This window comes from Acidithiobacillus sp. (genome assembly GCF_023255755.1).
Classification (GTDB): Bacteria; Pseudomonadota; Gammaproteobacteria; order Acidithiobacillales; family Acidithiobacillaceae; genus Acidithiobacillus.
Genome location: NZ_JAGDVS010000198.1, coordinates 15,483 through 35,549 on the forward strand (window position 1 = coordinate 15,483; position 20,067 = coordinate 35,549).

At 59.5% G+C, this 20,067-nt stretch carries 23 protein-coding genes and 1 pseudogene; 1 reads left to right on the forward strand and 23 read right to left on the reverse strand.

Annotation, left to right across the window (positions count from 1 at the left end; all coding sequences use genetic code 11):
* The 13 genes and pseudogenes from Q0C48_RS14175 to Q0C48_RS14235 form a co-directional block, all read right to left on the reverse strand.
* Positions 1-328: pseudogene (locus Q0C48_RS14175) on the reverse strand (AAA family ATPase); the annotation flags it as partial.
* Positions 329-361: 33 nt separating this feature from the next.
* The gene (locus Q0C48_RS14180; RefSeq protein ID WP_291525451.1) at positions 362-628 is read right to left on the reverse strand and encodes a hypothetical protein; all 267 of its coding nucleotides are present in this window, start codon (positions 626-628) and stop codon (positions 362-364) included.
* Positions 619-1,254, reverse strand: coding sequence for a ParA family partition ATPase (parA, locus tag Q0C48_RS14185; RefSeq protein WP_291525453.1), 636 nt, complete (start codon positions 1,252-1,254; stop codon positions 619-621). Before parA ends, Q0C48_RS14180 begins: the two co-directional genes overlap by 10 nt.
* Before the next feature lie 29 nt (positions 1,255-1,283).
* Positions 1,284-1,562 (reverse strand): hypothetical protein, encoded by a 279-nt coding sequence (locus Q0C48_RS14190; protein WP_291525455.1) that lies wholly within the window; start codon positions 1,560-1,562, stop codon positions 1,284-1,286.
* Positions 1,559-2,002, reverse strand: a complete 444-nt coding sequence (locus tag Q0C48_RS14195; RefSeq protein ID WP_291508189.1) for a ferritin-like domain-containing protein — start codon at positions 2,000-2,002, stop codon at positions 1,559-1,561. Before Q0C48_RS14195 ends, Q0C48_RS14190 begins: the two co-directional genes overlap by 4 nt.
* 32 nt (positions 2,003-2,034) lie before the next feature.
* Positions 2,035-2,361, reverse strand: coding sequence for a BMC domain-containing protein (locus Q0C48_RS14200; RefSeq protein ID WP_291525458.1), 327 nt, complete (start codon positions 2,359-2,361; stop codon positions 2,035-2,037).
* A gap of 36 nt (positions 2,362-2,397) precedes the next feature.
* Positions 2,398-2,664: a carboxysome peptide B gene (locus tag Q0C48_RS14205; RefSeq protein WP_291525460.1), complete on the reverse strand. Its 267-nt coding sequence runs from the start codon at positions 2,662-2,664 to the stop codon at positions 2,398-2,400.
* On the reverse strand, positions 2,664-2,915 hold the full coding sequence (locus Q0C48_RS14210) for a carboxysome peptide A (RefSeq protein WP_291525462.1): 252 nt from the start codon (positions 2,913-2,915) through the stop codon (positions 2,664-2,666). Before Q0C48_RS14210 ends, Q0C48_RS14205 begins: the two co-directional genes overlap by 1 nt.
* Positions 2,912-4,519, reverse strand: coding sequence for a carboxysome shell carbonic anhydrase (locus Q0C48_RS14215; RefSeq protein WP_291525464.1), 1,608 nt, complete (start codon positions 4,517-4,519; stop codon positions 2,912-2,914). The genes Q0C48_RS14210 and Q0C48_RS14215 overlap by 4 nt, the downstream gene beginning before the upstream one ends.
* Before the next feature lie 41 nt (positions 4,520-4,560).
* A complete protein-coding gene (locus Q0C48_RS14220; RefSeq protein ID WP_291525466.1) occupies positions 4,561-6,864 on the reverse strand; it encodes a CsoS2 family carboxysome shell protein in 2,304 nt (767 codons plus the stop codon).
* Between the two features lie 70 nt (positions 6,865-6,934).
* Positions 6,935-7,267, reverse strand: coding sequence for a ribulose bisphosphate carboxylase small subunit (locus Q0C48_RS14225; RefSeq protein WP_291525468.1), 333 nt, complete (start codon positions 7,265-7,267; stop codon positions 6,935-6,937).
* 91 nt (positions 7,268-7,358) lie between these two features.
* Positions 7,359-8,780: a form I ribulose bisphosphate carboxylase large subunit gene (locus Q0C48_RS14230; protein ID WP_291525470.1), complete on the reverse strand. Its 1,422-nt coding sequence runs from the start codon at positions 8,778-8,780 to the stop codon at positions 7,359-7,361.
* Between the two features lie 362 nt (positions 8,781-9,142).
* The gene (locus Q0C48_RS14235; protein ID WP_291525472.1) at positions 9,143-9,484 is read right to left on the reverse strand and encodes a hypothetical protein; all 342 of its coding nucleotides are present in this window, start codon (positions 9,482-9,484) and stop codon (positions 9,143-9,145) included.
* Positions 9,485-9,648: 164 nt separating this feature from the next.
* Here Q0C48_RS14235 and Q0C48_RS14240 point away from each other — a divergent pair, with 164 nt between their 5' ends.
* The gene (locus tag Q0C48_RS14240; RefSeq protein WP_291525474.1) at positions 9,649-10,590 is read left to right on the forward strand and encodes a LysR family transcriptional regulator; all 942 of its coding nucleotides are present in this window, start codon (positions 9,649-9,651) and stop codon (positions 10,588-10,590) included.
* On the opposite strand, the gene Q0C48_RS14245 is transcribed toward Q0C48_RS14240, so the two are convergent.
* The 10 genes from Q0C48_RS14245 to atpF form a co-directional block, all read right to left on the reverse strand.
* Positions 10,580-11,014 (reverse strand): hypothetical protein, encoded by a 435-nt coding sequence (locus tag Q0C48_RS14245; RefSeq protein ID WP_291525476.1) that lies wholly within the window; start codon positions 11,012-11,014, stop codon positions 10,580-10,582. The two genes, Q0C48_RS14240 and Q0C48_RS14245, sit on opposite strands and share 11 nt — an antisense overlap.
* A gap of 57 nt (positions 11,015-11,071) precedes the next feature.
* The gene (locus Q0C48_RS14250) at positions 11,072-11,449 is read right to left on the reverse strand and encodes a type II toxin-antitoxin system HigA family antitoxin (protein WP_163055787.1); all 378 of its coding nucleotides are present in this window, start codon (positions 11,447-11,449) and stop codon (positions 11,072-11,074) included.
* Between the two features lie 122 nt (positions 11,450-11,571).
* Positions 11,572-13,416: a glutamine--fructose-6-phosphate transaminase (isomerizing) gene (glmS, locus tag Q0C48_RS14255; protein ID WP_291525482.1), complete on the reverse strand. Its 1,845-nt coding sequence runs from the start codon at positions 13,414-13,416 to the stop codon at positions 11,572-11,574.
* Positions 13,417-13,462: 46 nt separating this feature from the next.
* Positions 13,463-14,830 (reverse strand): bifunctional UDP-N-acetylglucosamine diphosphorylase/glucosamine-1-phosphate N-acetyltransferase GlmU, encoded by a 1,368-nt coding sequence (gene glmU / locus Q0C48_RS14260; RefSeq protein ID WP_291525484.1) that lies wholly within the window; start codon positions 14,828-14,830, stop codon positions 13,463-13,465.
* A 128-nt stretch (positions 14,831-14,958) separates the two neighbouring features.
* Positions 14,959-15,384, reverse strand: a complete 426-nt coding sequence (locus tag Q0C48_RS14265; RefSeq protein WP_291525487.1) for a F0F1 ATP synthase subunit epsilon — start codon at positions 15,382-15,384, stop codon at positions 14,959-14,961.
* 3 nt (positions 15,385-15,387) lie between these two features.
* Positions 15,388-16,797 carry a F0F1 ATP synthase subunit beta gene (gene atpD / locus Q0C48_RS14270; protein WP_291525489.1) on the reverse strand — a complete coding sequence of 470 codons (1,410 nt, stop codon included), beginning with the start codon at positions 16,795-16,797 and terminating at the stop codon, positions 15,388-15,390.
* A 41-nt stretch (positions 16,798-16,838) separates the two neighbouring features.
* A complete protein-coding gene (atpG, locus tag Q0C48_RS14275) occupies positions 16,839-17,705 on the reverse strand; it encodes a F0F1 ATP synthase subunit gamma (protein ID WP_291525491.1) in 867 nt (288 codons plus the stop codon).
* Positions 17,706-17,714: 9 nt separating this feature from the next.
* Entirely contained in the window at positions 17,715-19,259 is a 1,545-nt protein-coding gene (atpA, locus tag Q0C48_RS14280; RefSeq protein WP_291525493.1) for a F0F1 ATP synthase subunit alpha, read from the reverse strand.
* Positions 19,260-19,275: 16 nt separating this feature from the next.
* Positions 19,276-19,815 carry a F0F1 ATP synthase subunit delta gene (locus Q0C48_RS14285; RefSeq protein WP_291525495.1) on the reverse strand — a complete coding sequence of 180 codons (540 nt, stop codon included), beginning with the start codon at positions 19,813-19,815 and terminating at the stop codon, positions 19,276-19,278.
* Between the two features lie 9 nt (positions 19,816-19,824).
* The coding region (atpF, locus tag Q0C48_RS14290) for a F0F1 ATP synthase subunit B (RefSeq protein ID WP_291525498.1) at positions 19,825-20,067 on the reverse strand (243 nt) is incomplete at its 5' end.

Genomic DNA, 20,067 nt, shown 5'->3' on the forward strand with positions numbered 1-20,067 from the left:
CCACTACTTCATCGAGGTAGCAGATAGCCCCCAAGCGCGCGGCAAGGGTTAAAGGGCCATCCTGCCAGCGAGTGCCGGAAGCGTCGAGCAGGAAGCGGCCGACCAGATCGGATGCGGTCATGTCTTCGTTGCACGCCACGGTAATCAGTGGTTTGCCCAGCTTCCACGCCATATATTCGATAAAGCGGGTCTTGCCGCAGCCTGTGGGACCCTTGAGCATCATGGGCATGCGCACCGAGTAGGCGGCCTCGTAGAGCTCGACTTCGTCGGCTACAGTACGATAATAAGGGGCACTACGAATGAGGTACTGCTCGATGGCTGTTTGCATTTTTTAACTCCTCTATTAGCGGGAACGATGGGCCTAATCAGGCCAGACTCGGCGCGGGTGCAGTTTGCCAACGGCCTTGAGCGCCTGTTCGCCGCCAGATTGATCTGCCTGCTGTGCAGGTCGGGACGCCGAAGGCTTAACCACTGGCACTGGGTCCGATTTATTGGCGACATCGTCGGCTGGCGCGGATGCGGGCAGTGCCTCAGGTTTGTCCGCTTCCGGCTGCCCGGGCTTGATCTGTTGCGATTTGACCTGACGCACACCGTGCGCAAGTTTTGATCCTATCTTGTTCACAGACATAAGACCTCCTCAATAATCGCTTCTATGTCCGCCACGGCAGTTTGGGCGCGTTTGCCCAGTCCGTAGACGCTCGTCCCTTCCACCGCGGCGCTGCGATAAGCCGCACGCCGCTGCATGCAAGCTTGCAATACCGGCACGTCGAACTCCGCCACAGCATCGCGCAGATCATGGGACAGGGCATTGCGCGATTCCATTTGATTCAGCACTAGACAGGCGCGCAAGCCGGGGTTGAGCTGCCTGGCCCCGCCCACCGCCGCCGCCATGGCTACGCTCGCCCACAGATCAACCGGCGAGGGAAGCACTGGAATCAACACCACATGAACCGAGCGCATCACCGCAGCAACCACCTCACCCTGCACCGCAGGCGGGCAGTCCACAACCACATAACGGTGGGTGCGCGCCAGTTGCACAATCGTGGCAAAAGGGTCGCTGCCAAGCGATGCCACCGGCGGCAGGCTGGCACCTGACGGTGCCATTTCAACCCACTGGCTGATGGAGCGCTGGGGGTCGGCGTCCACCAAGTGAGTGGAAGCGCGTTGCGCCAAGCCCGCCGCCAGATTCAGCGCCAGGGTGGTCTTGCCAGTGCCACCCTTCTGGTTGATTACCGCGATGATCTTGTCATCCATGGTTGTCCGCTGCTGCCGGCCCATCGAGCCTACGCCTTGTCCACTGTGGCCAGCGCATCCATCTCGGAGAGAAAAATGGATTTGCGTTCGCTCAGCACAGCCTGCCCTTCACCATCAATGCTGACGTTGACGTAGGTTTTACCGAAACTCACGTTCGGGTAGTATTCCTCACGCTTGGACAGGTCCGCCAGATGATCCAGAAAACACCGCATCTCGGTGTAGCTGCCGAAGTCAAAGCGCCGGTTCAGCGTAGACAGACGTTCCTGTGGCGCGGAAGGGTCCGCCTTCGGGTCAGTGGCATTGCTCATGGCGTCGCTCCTTGGTGACTTTCCGTTAGCATTCGATCCAACTCGCGCAAGTGACCAATCTCATCTTGCAGCAGACCTCCGAACAAAGTTTGCGTCTCGCCATCACGCATCCTGGCGCAGTAGTGGGCCGCTTCCTCGTACAAGCGAACCGCTTCGATCTCCAGGTCGCGGTCAATCAGCACCATCTCCTCCAGGGTGCGTCCCGGACGGATGGGCGGCAGTTGGATGCCATTGGAAGGGATACCCAACACCAACATGCGCGCCATCAGCCGTTCGGCATGCACGAGCTCCTCGTTCACATCCTCACGCAAACGCGCGCTGATATTCGACAAGCCCCACAGGCCAGCCAACGTGGCCTGCAACAGATATTGCTGCACCGCCGCCAGTTCGTGGCCGAGGGCGCGCGTCAGATATCCGGTCAAACGTGGATCTGCATGCATGGCAACTCCTTAGCCAAACCTCACCAATAGGCTTAGCTGACTTCACCATCGCGGCCACCTACGCCGACGTCGGGACTGCTGGGCAGGATGTTTTCCACTTCGGAATGCACGCGGGCGATGATGTGCGCCGCCACCAAGCCGTCACCGACGCGTTCGCAGGCATCCGCCCCGGCGCGCACCGCTGCATTCACTGCCCCGGTCTCGCCACGCACCAGCACCGTGACGTAACCGCCGCCCACAAATTGGCGACCCACCAGACGTACTTCCGCCGCCTTGGTCATCGCGTCCGCCGCCTCGATCGCCGGCACCAAACCCCGGGTCTCGATCATGCCCAGTGCAATACCCGTTACATTCGCCATTTCAACACTCCTTCGTCAGATGCGTTTAAAAAATTGCTACTTATCAGCTCGAACTTCTCCATCATCCAATCCGTCAATAATCCCGGCGATGGTCAGGTCGGTCAGAATCTTGTAATTGCCCGCTGCATAACGCGCCGCCGAACCACTTACGGTAATAACCCATTTCCCGGGAGGCACACCCACTGGATCGCACGCCACGTTCAGTTTTCCTTTGGCATCGGCGAGCACTCTGAGCGAAGAGTTCTTCAGCCCCGGGATGCGGCGCGTCGCCACCAAATCAGACACCACTCGCATGATATCCATCACTCTCCCATCCAGTGATCAATGATGCCGACGATGGTGAGATCGCTGGGGTAATCCTTGCTACCCGCTGCCTCGCGCGCCGCAGAAGAACCCACACAGATCACCCAGTCACCAGGGACGCAGCCGATCATATCGACCGCTACCTGACGTGCCCCCCCTGCCTTTTCCCTCACCACCAGCAGCGGACGATGCCCAAGTTCCTTGATACGGTTGGTCGAAACCAGCGTTTTTTCCACTTCGCAAATCTTCATCCCGCGTCGCTTCCGTTATAAGTTGCCACCGACTCGATCGGACTGCCGGAGCGAGCGTCCTGTACGGTCATGGTGCATACCAGCAAACCCTTTTGCGCCAGATCTGCGTAGCGTGACTCAATCGCCGCTTTGACCCGCCGGCAACGCTCTACAGTGCGTTCACGACTGCTCGGTACCCGGCCGTCGTAGCGGAAGTGAACCGCCAGCGGCACCGGTAATCCATGCATTAGATTCAACCTATTGAAAATCTTGATGCCCACGTCAATGTCCGGCGCCCCTTCCTCCACCGTGTGCAGGTGGGCGAAATAAGCCAAGTTGCGCAATTGAAACTCCTCGAAACCGTCGCCCACGCTGATGAAACGCTCGGCATGACCGATGTCCGGATAGCGACCACCCCACGTGCCGCATACATACTCGATCTGCGATAGATTGTTGATCAATAACGTCGCAATCAATCGCCGCATCCCCTCGTGCGGCTCACCCCTGCCCACACCCCAGCCGGTGGCGGCGCTGGTTCCCTGAATCGCCTGATACACCTTGATCCGAGCGTCGTTCTGTTCGTCACCGACGGTCTGCCGATACAGCTCCAGGTTGTCCACCGCCCGGTACAGACTCATCTCCCCATCCGCATCGGGTACATGCACCTTGATCGCGTCGGTGTCGGTATCCACTCCGATTAGCAGTGTGTCCACCGAGGCCCCACAACAAAAACTGTTTTCGATTGCCTGACGGAATTCACGCAGGCGCTGCAGGGCACCTTCCGCAGCCTGGCGCTCGTTGCTAGCGTGGGCGGCACAGCCTTCATGGGTCGGATCGGAACTGCTCCAGTGATACACAGCGACCTTGAGGTAACGTGTACCCGCGTCGGCAGCCACCGGACGACCTTCGCGATAGCGCATCAGCTCGGTTTCGATCCAGCGCTTGACGTTGGCCTCCACGTCAAACATGGCACCGGCGTAGGCCTTAAGGCTACGCACTGCGGTGTCTGGTAAGCGCAGGATGTAACGAACTAGACCCTTCAAACGTCCGTCCGAACATGGCGTGATGTCCACCGCGTGGAAGCCGCAGTCGAGAAAAAATGACACCACGTCATCCCCCCCTTGTTGGGTTCTGGCCGCGCGCGCTTGCTCCGCCATCAGGCGCAAGGTCCGCATTACGCTCTCACCATACAGGGCACGCATGTCCAGACTGCCGATCCAGGCGTCCTCCAGAATTCTGGCGGGCAAGTCGAAGCCCAGCTGTTCGCGGGCGACGGCCTGCGCGCGTTCGATAAAATCGGGTTCATGCTGCAGCCCGACAATCCGCCTCAGCACTGGCACAATGGCATCGAAGCGCCCCTTCACGGCCTGCTCGTGCGCCAGCAGGCGCTGGTTTTCCGCTACATTGGTGAGTGGATGACGGCACGGCCGGCCGCTGTCGGTCAAACACGCCGGATTGGCCGCCGGCGCCGTTACTCCAATGCGGGGTGCTGCGCGCTGCGCTGGGAATACTGGCTGACCGGGGCGTGCCTGCAGAGCGCCGTCAGGCGTACCTAAGCCGTATGGCGGGCGAGGTGCTCCAGACAGCGGGCTGATGCTACGCCCAGGACGGTTTCTCGTATTCATCTCTGTCTATCCGTTATAGATGGCTCGGTCTGGTTTTCCATCTATCCCCGCGCGCCGCCGGAATAGGTGATGGCGGATCCGTTGACGTCATTACCGCTGCTACCGGTGATCTTGCTGACCGGTACTTCGGGGCGTTCGCGATCCTTGTTCTGCGCAGCACCCATCGCGATACCGCGCTGGTCACCGCGCAAAGTGGGATTGCGCCGCGTGGAGACACCCTCGGTGCCGGTCACGCTTTCATTCCTCCGCCATGCCGCGCCGGTAATCGCAAAGCCACCTTCACGCCCGTCACCGGTGAGACGGCTACGCGCTGCATCCACTGCCTGAACCCGTTCCATGGCCATCGGCACACCCCTGACTGCCTCGTCCCGATAGCGAAACTCAGGCGTGCCGGATACCAAGCCAGCGGCCAGATTCACCGGGCCGGTGATGCGCCCTATGGCGCCATAGGCTGTGCCCGTAATGCGGTTTAAGTCGCTGCCCTGAGCGCTACGCGCGGGTGTGGCAATGCTGAAATCACCCTGGACACGCGCCGCGGACAGCACTTGTGTGGGCTGGCGAGGCGCATCAAAGGGGGCGCGCGCCAGCGGATGCGGGTTGCTGTTCATGCCACGCTGCGGCACGCGCTGCTGGGGGCTGGAGTACGGCGTACCGCTCAAGACCAGAGCCTCACCGCGTTCCGCACCAGTCACTTTGCGGCCGGATGCAACGCGTGTACCGCTTGGCGCCGCGCCAGCCATGGCGCCGTGCCCCGCTGTCAGGGCACGAGAGGCAGCTTGGTGTTCATCATCGCAAAGCGCGGCGTACTGGTCTGGGCCGATATATTCGGTGCCGGACACCGGCTGGCAGCCGCCATATTCATCACCGGTCACTTTACTGCTGTGCTCGACCGCGGTGCCGGACACCGGCTGGCCGTGCCAAGTGCTCATCACGCCGACTTTTTCCGGCACGGGCACCGGTGCTCGATTGCACGCTTGGTATTGCTCAAGCCCTGCATATTCGGTACCCGTCACCGTAGTACACGCGCCGTGTTCATCACCAGTCACTTTCATACTGCGACCCACTTCGCTGCCGGTTACGGTGTGTTCTTTCACCGTGCGCATCACGCTCACTTTGCGCGGTGCGCGGCTGCCATACAGGCTGGCAGGTAGATCAGGCCGAATATACTGACTGCCGGTAAGCTTGCTGTAGGCACCAGCTTCATCACCCGTCATTTTCGCGCTGCGTCCGACTTCAGCACCGCTTACCGATTGCCCCGCTTCAGTCGTCACGACACTCACCTTGGCGGGGACATGTGCGGACTTGGTCCCGCAGAAAGACTCGAAGTGGTCTGCACTGAGATATTCGATACCGGTCACCGTCTTGCACGCACCGTGTTCGTCTCCGGTCACTTTTACGCTGAGGCCGACTTCCGTGCCGCTCACACGCTGACCGCGGCTGGTGTTACTGATGCTGATCTTGGCGGGTGCAGGCTCCGGCACCATGGCACACAATTCGCCATACTGTTCAGCACCGATATATTCGGTGCCAGTGATGGCGCGGCAACTACCCGGCTCATTGCCCGTCACCTTGCCGCTACGCTCTACCTGAGTGCCCGTCACACCAGTGCCGCGCAGCGTGGTGCCTGTCTCCACTTTAACGGGAACAGTAGGTTTGGGGCGCGCCCTACCTGCCGGTCGGCATGCGGGGCCATCGCCACGCCCTCGCTGGCACAGATCTTCGCGGCGAGATCGAGCCACGTCACGTCCACTCAATCCGCTGCGGTTGCTGCGTTTGCTACCTGGAGATGAAGCGCTCAATGCCATTTTGCCCTGACTAGAAAGCGCGCGACGCCGTTCTCGACACAGTTTGCGTACTGCCGAGGCGATGGGTCCCTCCACCGCTGTCGGCTCGCCGTCCAAAGCCGCGCATACCGCTTCCATCGCTTCCTCACGCTCGGCGACCTCCGTTGCGTTCTTTTGCTCCTTGCACCCGCAGCCACACCGTTCTTGGGTGGCCGCGTCTTGCGCTGGTGGCAGATCCTGTTTCCATAGAATGGGTGCGGGCACAGACATGACCGGAGCAGTCACGCGGCTATCAGAGCCCGGCGCGACTGGAGCCTGCGCCAGACCTGCCCCTCTTTGCGATAACGCCTCCCGGCGCGCACGGGAAAGGGACTTACCCGTAACGTTTGCCACTGAAGCCGTTGCCCCCATCGCGGTCGGATTGCTTACCGCCCGCGCCGGTGCGGCCTTCTTCGCACCAAGCACGGCACCGCCGCTGTGCGACAGCGCACGCCTCCGCTCCAATGCTGCGGCGCGTGTCGAGCGTGGAGTTGCCATATTGTTTGCCATAGCGTCGGTCATGATTTTACCCTTCTGTATTCAACCAGCCCCCGCCAGGGGCATCTGCTGGATAGCCTCTTTACAGCCTTGCTTAGCGCCCGCGAAACACAACAAAGGCGCTGCCCTGACTCTGGGAGTAATTATCGTAGCCAATCAGACGTACATGGTGGTCGGGGTGCGCGCGGTGGCACGCCTCCAGTTCGGCGAGGATGATATCCACCGACTGCTCGCCGAACATGGGCAGTTTCCACATATACCAGAAATAGGTGAAGGCGCGCGCCGGCTCCACATGCTCGATACCAGGGTTCCAGCCCTGACTCACGACGTAGGCAATCTGGCGGCGCAGTTTTTCCGGCGTCATCGCCGGCAAGTACGAGAAGGTTTCGTATTTGGGAGCCGAGTTGTAATCTTGAATATCAGCCATTTTCGTTCCTTTCCTTTAATCTCAAGGTGGGCCGCACGGCCACACGTTGCGAGAAGTTTCATTTACACCATAGGGAATTGCGACCCCAGGATCAGCGGTTCACTACGTCCAATTTGTCCACCGTGTCGAACTCGAACTTGATCTCCTTCCAGGTTTCCATCGCAATTTTCAGCTCCGGACTATCCTTAGCGGCATTGGTAAGTATCTCCTTGCCTTCACGCTCCAGATCGCGCCCTTCGTTGCGCGCTTCCACACAGGCTTCCAGTGCAACGCGATTGGCGGCGGCACCGGCAGCGTTGCCCCAGGGGTGGCCCAGCGTGCCGCCACCGAACTGCAGCACGGAATCATCACCGAAGATGTTGACCAGCGCAGGCATGTGCCATACGTGAATACCGCCGGATGCGACCGGGAATACGCCGGGCATGGAACCCCAATCCTGGTCGAAGAAAATGCCGCGGCTGCGGTCTTCAGGAATAAAGGATTCACGCATCAAATCCACCCAGCCCAGTGTTGCACCACGGTCCCCTTCCAACTTGCCCACCACGGTGCCGGAGTGCAGGTGATCACCACCCGACAGACGCAGTGCCTTGGTCAGCACGCGGAAGTGGATGCCGTGGTGCGGGTTGCGATCCACTACGGCGTGCATGGCGCGGTGGATGTGCAGCAGCACACCGTTCTTGCGGCACCAGTTGGCCAAGCTGGTGTTGGCGGTAAAGCCACCAGTCAGGAAATCATGCATAACGATGGGCATGCCGAGTTCTTTCGCGAACGCTGCACGTTCCATCATGTCCTCGCAGGTCGGGGCGGTGACGTTGAGATAGTGTCCCTTGCGCTCACCGGTTTCGGCCTCGGCGGTGTGGATCGCATCGGCGACGAACAGGAAACGGTCGCGCCAGCGCATGAATGGCTGGGAGTTGACGTTTTCGTCGTCCTTGGTGAAATCCAGGCCGCCTCTGAGGCATTCGTACACGGCACGGCCATAGTTCTTGGCAGATAGGCCGAGCTTCGGCTTGATGGTGCAACCCAACAACGGTCGGCCATATTTGTTCATCTTGTCGCGTTCGACCTGGATGCCGTTGGGTGGGCCACCGCAGGTTTTTACATAGGCGAGAGGAAAGCGCACGTCTTCCAGGCGCAGGGCACGGATCGCCTTGAAGCCGAACACATTGCCCACCAGCGAGGTGAACACGTTGACTACCGAACCTTCCTCAAAAAGGTCAATGGGGTAGGCGATGAAGGCATAGAAGCAAGTGTCGTCGCCGGGCACATCCTCAATGGCGTAGGCGCGACCTTTGTAGTAATCGAGATCGGTCAAGAGATCGGTCCAAACGGTGGTCCAGGTCCCCGTCGAGGATTCGGCGGCCACCGCAGCCGCAGCTTCTTCACGATCCACACCCGGTTGCGGGGTGATCTTGAAGCAGGCCAGGATATCCGAATCCAAGGGTACATACTCGGGTGACCAATAGGTTTGCCGGTACTCCTTCACACCAGCTTCGTATTTTTTTACACTCATAACGGTTCTCCTGAGTTGAACATCGGGCGGATGCTCGCCTTAAACAGGCGGGACGGAAGCACTCTACAAATCTGGATTGATTAAGTTAAGCTAAATATATTTAATGTTACATTTTATTAAAGCATAGGCATTACCCTTTGCCGCGTGGTTTTTCGTCATTCTCAACCGTCCGGTGCGCAGCATCATTCAGTAAAATGACCGAGGCCTTCGTGCTGGCCAGAATGCACCATGCCGGGCTGTGCGCCATGATGAAGGCGCTGCTTACCTCATACCGGTTCCAGCTTGGGAAATTATGGCGAAAGCGCCTGTCGCTTTTTAAAGGTACCGACTATGGGCTGCCAGGACAGTCCATAGTCGGTTGATCAGTCTTGTAAATCCCAGTGGGGTCCGACATGGCCAGCCCGGATCCACTCCAAATAACGGCGCGCTTCATCTATATTCAGATAAAACGGCTCCTGGCTGTGATGATAACGCACACAGATGTAATGCCCGGCGGCACGGGCGTGGGCGCCGGTGAATCCTTCGTGGGATCTTGCCGCCCCGGGCAAGCCGGAATCAAGGGCCCGCGCAATCTCGAAAACTCCTATCTTCGATACTTCTTCAGATTTTTCCAAGGGTCTATAAAGAGACATAAAAACATCCTTTTCGTCCGTTAATAACTGGATCTCCCGGAACGCCCATCGCGTTTTTTCACGGACGTTCATGTCTTGCCCCTAAGCGTGCCTTTTGACCATCCATAACATCCTGCTAAGCTAAAGACCCTCCGGATGAGCGTCCCTGAACGAACGGGACGAAAGGCACTTTACATACCAACAACAATTAATTTAAGTTAAGCATTCTGAATGTTACGATATATGAGACTATAAACATGGCACTGCGCCACGCAACCCTGCACCAAATGAAGATATTCACGACGCTAGCGCGACACCTGAATATGACCCGCGCCGCTGAGACGTTGCACATGACACCGGCCGCCTTGTCTATACAGATCAAGCAGTTGTCTGAAGCCGTTGGTGCGCCGTTACACGAGCAAATAGGAAAACGGTTGTTTCTCACCGCCACCGGACGGCTGGTCGATGCAGCCTGCCGGGACGTGTTCGAACGGCTGGAAAAACTTTCGATAGAGATGGCCGGGGATCAAGGCCTAGATCGCGGCAGCCTGAAATTGTCCATCATCACCACCGCGAAATATTTCGCCCCCCGTCTTCTGGGCGCCTTTTGCAAGCAGCATCCCGGTATCGAGATCTCCTTGGATGTGGACAATCGCAATCACATCCTTGAGCGCCTGAAACAGAACCTAGATGACCTCTACATCATGGGCCAAGTTCCGGAAAACCTGAACGTGATCGCGCAACCTTTCATGGAGAACCCCTTGGTCGTCCTGGCTCCGGCGGACCATCCCCTAACCAGGGAGCGGGACATTGACCCCGCGCGGTTAGCCGACGAACCGTTCATTGCGCGCGAGCCAGGGTCAGGAACCCGACTCGCCGCCGAACGATTCTTCGAGAAGCAGGGCGTTCGTCTCAAGGTACGCATGACACTCGGCAGCAACGAAGCGGTGAAGCAGACAGTAGCCGGGGGACTGGGGCTGGCAGTGCTGTCCCAGCACACGCTCGCGCTGGACGCGGCATCCGGCGCGTTCGCTGTGCTTGATGTGCGGGGTTTTCCCTTGCTACGCCAATGGTACGCCGTCTATCCTATGGGAAAGCAACTATCGGCGGTTACTGAGGCTTTTCTGGAGTACATCGCCACGGAAGGCGCCTCCTCCAAGGAGGATATACCGACGTCAGAACCGAAATCTAAGCTGTGAGCCACCTTGAGGCAGCTGCGCCGCTTTGGATTCCTGCGGCGATGTAGCGCGGCAAGGTTGCGCACATCCTTCGCCATTCGCTACGGGCCTCTCCAAAAATCCACCACTTGTCGCGGTAACCTGCACGATTGTTTTGATCACGCTCCGGTTTGACACGCTCCAAAACCCACTGATAAATTGCCGGGTAACGATGGCGTACATCTTCAGAAGTCAGCCCGAAGAGATCAATTACCTTGACACCGCGCGGCTTGTCCGTGAGGTCCCGACCATGCCGATAATTGCGGATATGACGCTCCACACCCTGAATATTGCCGAGTCCCAGATGGATGACGCCTTCGGGCGTAACGATGAAACCTGAGCCAATAATGTAATCCGCTTGCGGCCACCTGGCCTTGCGCGGGTTCCGGTAGCGCTCCACCGGCATCCGGGCGCTTTCGTCGGGAATCGGTTCGCCGGTGATGGGGCTGTTTCTGGTTGTGGGCTAAGCAGCGTGGGATCGGGTCGGATAGGGGCGCACCAGTATTTCGGCGGGTAAATCCAGTTGCTCTGACAGGCGGCGAATCATTTCCAGGGTGAGTGGCCGCCGTCGGTTCAGCACTTCAGAAACCCGTGCCCGAGAGCCAATGCAGGGTTCGAGATCTTTACGGGAGAGACTGCGGGCCTCCATGACATGCTCCAGCAGGGCAATAGGATCGGGATCATCAATAGGGTGCTGCTGCCGCTCATAGTCTGCAATGAGTATGGCGATCACTTCCAACTGGTCACTTTCCGGGCTGCCCGCTGGGGCATCCCACAGGCGATCTATCAGGGTCAGAGCCGCCGTATAGTCGCACTCATCATGAATGGCTTTGATTTCCATGGACTGACTCCTCAGATAGTGCGGGCGTCCAGGATGATACTTTTTTGTTCAGGATGAAACTATTTTGTCCGGGATGATACTTTTTTGTCCGTTAACACGACTCGGCACACCGAACCGCCCTATCACTCTACCGTCACACTCTTCGCGAGGTTACGCGGCCGGTCCACATCGGTGCCCTTCACCAGCGCCGCGTGATAGGCCAGCAACTGCACAGGGATTGCGTGGACGATGGGAGAGAGAAGACCGGCGTGGCGCGGCAAACGCATCACATGCACGCCCTCACTGGCGTTAAAGTGGCTGTCCGAATCGGCAAAAACATAGAGCTCACCGCCACGGGCGTGGACTTCCTGCATGTTGGCGGCCAGCTTTTCGAGGAGGCGGTCATTCGGCGCGATCACCACCACGGGCATGTCGCGATCTACCAGGGCCAGGGGGCCATGCTTCAATTCGCCCGCGGGATAAGCCTCGGCGTGGATATAGGAGATTTCCTTGAGTTTAAGCGCACCTTCCAGCGCGATGGGGTAGTGCAGGCCGCGCCCCAGAAAAAGCGCATGGTCCTTGCCGGCAAAACGCACCGCCCAGCCCTGAATCTGCGGCTCCAGGTTCAGGGCATGCTGGACACTGCCCGGCAATTGCCGCAAGGCGTCCAGGTGATCCGCCTGCTGCACATCGTTCAGACGCCCCCGCGCCTTGGCCAGGGACAGGGCCAACAGATAGAGTGCCGCCAACTGGGTGGTGAACGCCTTGGTCGAAGCCACTCCGATCTCGGGGCCGGCCCGGGTCAGGAAGCGCAGCGCCGACGCCCGCGGGATGGCGCTCTCCGCGACATTGCAGATGGCCAGCGTGCGGGTATGACCGAGCTCCTTGGCACGGCGCAGCGCTTCGAAGGTATCCAGCGTTTCACCGGATTGCGAGAGGGTCACCACCAACTGGCGCGGGTTCGGAATGGAATCCCGGTAACGATATTCGTGCCCCAGCTCGGCCTGCGCCGGAATCCCCACAATGCTTTCCAGCCATTGGCGTCCCACCAGCGTCGCGTAGTGACTGGTTCCGGAGGCCAGGAACAGCACACTATCCACATCCCGGAAAATGTCCGCGGCGCCTGCACCCCAGAGATCAGACAGATTGAGCTGGCTATTCAGCGCGCCCTCCAGGGTGTCGGCCAGGGCGCGGGGTTGTTCGTGGATCTCTTTCTGCATGAAGTGACGATAAGGTCCCAGATCAACAGCCGCCGCACTGAGCTGGCTCCAATGTTCTTCACGCTGCTGCGGCACTCCGGCCTGATCCGTAATCCGCAAGGTCTTCCGTTGCAGCAAGGCCACATCACCATCTTCCAGATAAAGCACACGCCGGGTCACCGGCAGCAACGCCGCCACATCCGAGGCGAAGTAATGCCCGTCATCGGCAATGCCCAGCAGCAGCGGGCAGCCCATCCGTGCCACGCACACGGTCTCCGGATCGCTACTTGAGATCACCGCGATGGCATAAGCGCCGCGCAGATCACCCACCGCCAGCCGGGTCGCCGTGAACAGGTCTGGCGCGCTTTGCCGATAATGGTGTACCAGATGCGCGATGACCTCCGTATCGGTCTCGGAGGTGAAGGTGTATCCCGCCACTTCCAGACGGGCGCGCAAGGCATGAAAGTTCTCGATAATGCCGTTATGGACCACAGCGACCTGCTCATGGGAGATCATGGGATGTGCATTGCATTCGGCGACGCCGCCATGGGTGGCCCAGCGCGTGTGGCCGATGCCCACCTGACCCTGCAAGCCACGCTCGGTAACGGCGGCAGTCAGCTCGGCGACGCGCCCCACGCTGCGCACCCGCAGCAAATCCGCGCCTTGCGTCCCCTCTTTCAGTATCGCCAGGCCAGCCGAATCATAGCCGCGATACTCCAAACGCCGCAGCCCCTCCAGAATCATGGGGACCAAATCTGTTTTGCTCACCCCACCGACAATCCCGCACATATTATTGCTCTCCTGTAGTCGAAGACGATGCCGGTACTACCTGGCGCTATTTTTTCTCACGCCGTGGCCGCTGCCAATGCGGAATAGTACGCTGCGGACTGCGACTCAGCGTCAGACCACCCGCTGGAACCTCTTTGGTGATCGTGCTGCCCGCACCGATGGTCGCGCCGTCGCCAACGGTCACCGGCGCCACCAACTGGCTATCCGAGCCGATGAACACATCATTGCCGATAATGGTCCGATGCTTGTTGGCGCCATCATAATTGCAAGTAATCGTCCCCGCGCCCACATTCACCCCGGTACCGATCTCCGCATCGCCGATATAAGTCAGGTGATTGGCTTTGCTGCCTGCACCAATTTTTGAGGCCTTTACCTCGACATAGTTACCGATGTGGGCGGCTTCGCCAATCTCCGTTCCGGGGCGAATCCGCGCAAAAGGTCCAATCCGTGCCCCGGCGGCAATTCGTGCACCTTCGATGAGGCTGTAGGGCAAAATTTCCACGTCATCGCCAATCTGTACGTCCTGCAAAACCGCACCCGCGCCCACACGTACGCGATTACCCAGATGAACCTCGCCAACAAACAAGACGTTGGGATCCACCCAGCAGTCCTGGCCACAGGTGACCTCACCACGGATGTCTATCCGCGCCGGGTCCGCCACCCGTAATCCCCGCATCTGCAGAGCGCGCAGTTGCTGCCGCTGAAACACGCGCTCCAGATCCGCCAACTGCATGGGGTCATTTACCCCCAAGGCCTCGGTCGCATCAGCCAGTGTAAAAGGCCAGACGACATGGCCGCCCGTCCGCGCTGCCGCCACCACATCCGTCAGGTAAATCTCGCCCTGGGCATTGCGTGCAGACAGTCCCCGCAACCAGCCCGCCAGCGGCTCTACCGGCAGCACCATCATCCCAAGATTTATCTCGCAGATAGCCTGTTCGTCCGTCTGACAATCCTTGTGCTCACGGATACCCTGCACCTGACCGTCCGCATCGCGGAGAATTCGCCCGTATCCGTGGGGCTCGCTTACCGATGCGGTCGTCAGTCCAAGTGCTGACGCCGGGGTGTGTTGGAGAAATTTGCGTAGTGTCGCCGCCGTTAAGAGGGGCACATCACCGTACAACACCAATACCCGGTGCGCTCCCGTGAAACCCACTAACGCCGATTCTAACGCATCACCGGTACCGAGCTGCTGTGCCTGCGTCCACCAGCTTACCTGCGCGTCCGGGAAGGCGGCCTGCACGGCATCGCCGCCATGACCGACCACAACGTGGATACGCCGTGGCGACAATTCCGCCGCAATAGCTAGCACGTGGGCGAGCATGGGTTTTCCCCCGAGAGGTTGCAGCACCTTCGGCAAAGCAGAGCGCATGCGCGTGCCCTGCCCGGCGGCGAGTATTACGATATCCGTTAACATGATGTCTCCATGCCCCGCATTATCTGCCAGCATAAGCGCTAGACCATAAAATACACAGACCCCAGAGACGGTTTAGTCGCTGGGGTCTGTGTGTTGTTACTCAACAAACGTGCAAATACGTCGAGATGTTAGCGCAGCAGCCCCTGTTCCCGCAAACGTTGCACCGTCTTCAGACGGGCAATCTGCTCGAGCAATTCCGCCTGCGCCGCCGCATACTCCATCCGATCAGTCTGTCCGGCCATCCGTGCTTCAGCAGCCTGCTTGGCCGCCATGGCTTTGGCTTCGTCAATGTCCGTCGCGCGCTCCGCCGAGTCAGCCAGCACCGTTACCAGATGGGGTTGAATTTCCAGCACACCGCCGTTGACGAAGAGATACTCCGTCTCTGCACCGTGAATAATCCGCAACTCACCAGGACGCAGCCTGGTCAGCAGCGGTGCGTGGCGCGGCAGAATGCCGAGTTCACCCATCTCACCGGGGGCCACCACCATATCGGCAACCCCCGCGTAGATGCTGCCCTCCGCACTGACTACCTGCACATCTATGGTCATCGCCATGGCTTAGCCCTGCTGCAGCTTCTGGGCCTTGGCAATGGCTTCGTCGATGGTACCTACCATGTAGAAGGCCTGCTCGGGCAGATGATCATACTCACCGGCCACGATCGCCTTGAAGCCGCGGATCGTCTCCTTCAATGAGGCGTAGGTACCGGGGCTGCCGGTGAACACTTCCGCGACGAAGAAGGGCTGCGACAGGAAGCGCTGAATTTTGCGCGCCCGGGACACCAGCAGTTTGTCGTCCTCGGACAGCTCGTCCATACCGAGAATGGCGATAATGTCCTGCAATTCCTTATAGCGCTGCAGCGTCTTCTGGCAGGAACGGGCCACATCGTAGTGCTCCTGACCGACAATCGCCGGATCCAGCTGGCGGCTGAAGGAGTCGAGTGGATCCAGCGCAGGGTAGATACCCAGCTCCGCGATCTGCCGCGACAGCACCACTGTGGCGTCCAGGTGGGCAAAGGTCGTCGCCGGGGACGGATCGGTGAGATCGTCCGCAGGCACGTAAACGGCCTGCACAGAAGTAATGGAGCCCACCTTGGTCGAGGTAATACGCTCCTGCAATTTGCCCATTTCTTCGGCCAGTGTCGGCTGATAACCCACCGCAGAAGGCATACGCCCGAGCAGCGCCGACACTTCGGTACCGGCCAGGGTGTAGCGGAAGATGTTATCGATGAACATCAGAATGTCGCGACCTTCATCACGGAAATGCTCCGCCATGGTCAGGCCGGTCAGACCGGCGCGCAGGCGATTGCCGGGCGGCTCATTCATCTGCCCGTACACGAGCGCGACCTTGTCCAACACGCCGGAATCGGTCATTTCATGGTAGAAGTCATTGCCTTCACGGGTTCGCTCACCGACGCCGGCAAACACCGAGTAACCGGTGTGCTCGATAGCGATGTTGCGGATCAGCTCCATCATGAGCACTGTCTTGCCCACACCGGCGCCACCGAAGAGGCCGACCTTACCCCCCTTGGCGAAAGGGCAGACCAGGTCGATGACCTTGATGCCGGTTTCCAGCACCTCGGTGCTCGCCGCCAACTCGTCAAATGCCGGTGCCGGACGATGTATGGCCTTGCGCTCCTCCGTCTGTACCGGACCCTTGCCGTCCACGGGGTCACCGAGGACGTCCATGATGCGGCCCAACGTGCCGTGACCCACCGGCACGCTGATGGGCGCACCGGTACGTTTCACGGCCAGACCGCGCTTCAGGCCTTCGCTGGGACCCATGGCAATACCGCGCGCCACGCCGTCACCCAACTGGGCCTGCACTTCGATGGTCAGGTTTTTGTCGCTGACCACGATAGCTTCCATAATCTCCGGGACCTGCCCGCGAGGAAAGGCCACGTCGATCACCGGCCCGATCACCTGGACGATATGGCCGACGGCGTTTTCTTTAGCAACCGCTTCGCTCATGATTTAACCCTCAAAAATTCCAAAAATGCTGTGCACAATCGTCAGACCGCCGCCGCACCGGCGCTGATCTCCGCGATTTCCTGAGTAATGGCTGCCTGGCGGGCCTTGTTGTAGGCCAACTGCAGGTCGCCCACCATGCGCTTTGCGTTATCCGAGGCGTTTTTCATGGCCACCATGCGCGCGCTCTGCTCACAAGCCAGATGCTCGATGACCGCCTGATACACCACTGATTCCACATAGCGCTGCAGCAAGCGATCCAATACCGGACGGGCTTCGGGCTCGTAGATGTAATCCCACATCTCCGCGCGTGGCTCCGCGAGTACTTCAGGCTTTTCCACCGGCAGCAACTGTTCGACCGTAGCCCGCTGCAACATCGTATTCACGAAGCGGGAGGAGACTAGGTACACCACGTCGACCTCACCCTTGGCGTAAGCATCGGCCATAGCCCGGATGGGTCCGATCATGTCGGCCAGATGCGGTTTATCACCCAATCCGTTGAGCTCTGCGACCAGATGGGCGCCGTGACGCCGCAGGAAGCCCAGCCCCTTATTGCCCATGACCGCGAGATCAGAGCTGATGCCCTGCTCATGGAGATCGTGCATCTTGTGGACGACATTACGCAGCACGTTCACATTGAGCGCGCCACAGAGGCCGCGATCCGTGGTCACGACGATAAAGCCCGCCTTTTTGATGGGGCGCACCTGCATCAACGGGTGTTCGTACTCGGGATGCGCCTGCGCCAGATGTCCCAACACCTCACGAATTTTCTCCGCATAGGGACGGGCGGCGCGCATTCGCTCCTGCGCGCGCCGCATCTTGCTCGCAGCCACCATCTCCATGGCACGGGTGATCTTGCGCGTGTTTTTAACGCTCTTGATCTGCCCGCGGATTTCCTTGGCATTGGCCATGCTACTCTCCTAGTACGTCGAGCTGGACTTGAACTGCTTGACCGCCGCGTCGAGCTGCTTCTTGAAGTCATCCGTCAGCTCTTTTTTCTCTTCAAGCCCGGCCATCAGGTCCTTGTTATTGCTGTTCAGGTAAGCCAGGAGCGCCTTCTCGAAAGGCCGCACATTGGCCACTTCGACGTCATCCAGCGCACCACTGCTGGCTGCGAAGAGCGCCACGGACTGTTCGGCCACCGACATCGGCGAGAACTGGTCCTGCTTCAGCAACTCGGTGACACGCTTGCCGCGCTCGATCTGCTTGCGGGTGATTTCATCCAGATCCGAAGCAAACTGCGCGAAGGCCGCCAGTTCACGATACTGCGCGAGATCCAGACGAATGCCGCCGCCCAGCTTCTTGATGATCTTGGTCTGCGCCGCACCACCCACCCGCGATACCGACAAACCGGCGTTGATAGCCGGACGGATACCGGAGTTAAAGAGGTCGGTTTCCAGATAGATCTGGCCATCGGTGATGGAAATCACGTTGGTGGGCACGAAGGCCGAGACGTCACCCGCCTGGGTTTCGATGATGGGCAGGGCGGTCAAAGAACCGGTTTTGCCCTTCACTTCACCGTTGGTGAACTTCTCGACGAAATCGGTGTTGACGCGCGCCGCACGCTCCAGCAAACGGGAGTGTAGGTAGAACACATCACCCGGATAGGCTTCACGGCCAGGCGGACGGCGGAGCAACAAGGAAATCTGGCGATAGGCCCAGGCCTGCTTGGTAAGATCGTCATACACGATCAGGGCATTCATGCCGCGGTCGCGGAAGTATTCGCCCATGGTGCAGCCGGCGTAAGGCGCCAGATACTGCATGGCGGCGGACTCCGATGCGTTGGCGGCGATCACCGTGGTGTACTCCATTGCGCCGTATTCTTCGAGCTTGCGCACCACACCAGCGACGGTCGAAGCCTTCTGACCGACGGCGACATAGATGCACTGCACATCCTTGCCTTTCTGATTGATGATGGCATCGACGGCGACGGCGGTCTTGCCGGTCTGACGGTCGCCAATGATCAACTCGCGCTGACCACGGCCGATTGGCACCATGGCGTCAATCGCCTTGATACCCGTCTGCATGGGCTCATCAACGCTTTGACGTTCGACCACGCCGGGCGCGATTTTTTCGAGAACGTCGTATTCCTTGGTGTCGATGGGGCCTTTACCGTCGATAGGCTGGCCCAGGGCGTTCACCACGCGACCAAGCAGTGCCTTGCCGATGGGAACCTGCATGACCTTACCGGTACACTTGACGACGTTGCCCTCTTCGAGGCCGGAGAACTCGCCGAGCACTACCGCGCCGACGTTATCCTGTTCCAGGTTCATGGCCAGCGCGAAGCGGCCGCCGGGGAGCTCCAGCATTTCACCGTACATCACGTCTTCCAGACCGTGAATGCGAAGAATACCGTCACTCAAGCTGATGATGGTGCCCTGCGAGCGCGTTTCGACACGGCCTTCAAAGCCGGCGATCCGTGCGCGGATCAGTTCACTGATTTCCGATGGATTCAGTTGTTGCATACTATTTCCTCAAGACTTAGCTGCGAAGGGTTCGGGCAAGTTGCTGCACTTGTCCACGCACGGAAGCATCTATGGTGAGATCACCCGTATGAATAACTAGGCCACCAATCAAAGCGGCGTCCACCGATTCCCGGAACGCGACTTTGCGACCGGCAAAACGGCGCTCCAGCGCCGATTGCACGGTCGTCTTTTGATTGGCGTCCAGGGCGATGGCGCTGGTGACCAGAACGTCGACAATGCCTTCTGCGTGACGCAGGGCTTCACCGAAAAGCGTGCCGATCTCGGCCGTCGCGGGCCAACGATCATGGTGGATCAACAGGGTCAGAAGTGCCTCCCAAGCCTTGCTATCCACCTTCACTGGCGCGGCACTGAGCAGCGCCACTTTTTCGGCCTCGGCACGCTCGGGATCATTCAGAAAAGCCTGCGCCTGCGTATCCGCGATTACTGCGGCAAGAACCTGCAGGGCATCCGCCCAAGCCTGTTCCTGGCCGCTCTCTTTCGCCAAACCATAAAGCGCCTCGGCGTAGGGTCGCGCCACCGTGATCAGATCTGCCATTTCAGATCCTCACAGTTGGCCGACCATACGGTCGATGATGTCGCGATGGGCATTCTGATCAATTTCACGATGCAGAATACGCTGGGTGCCGTCGACCACCAGCTCCACCACCTGACCACGCAGGACTTCACGGGCCCGGTTGGTTTCCACATCAATTTCTGCACGGGCTCCGGCAATAATCCGGTCGGCTTCCTCACGGGCCTTGACCTGAGCTTCTTCACGCAGCTCCACACCACGACGCTCGGCGTTGGC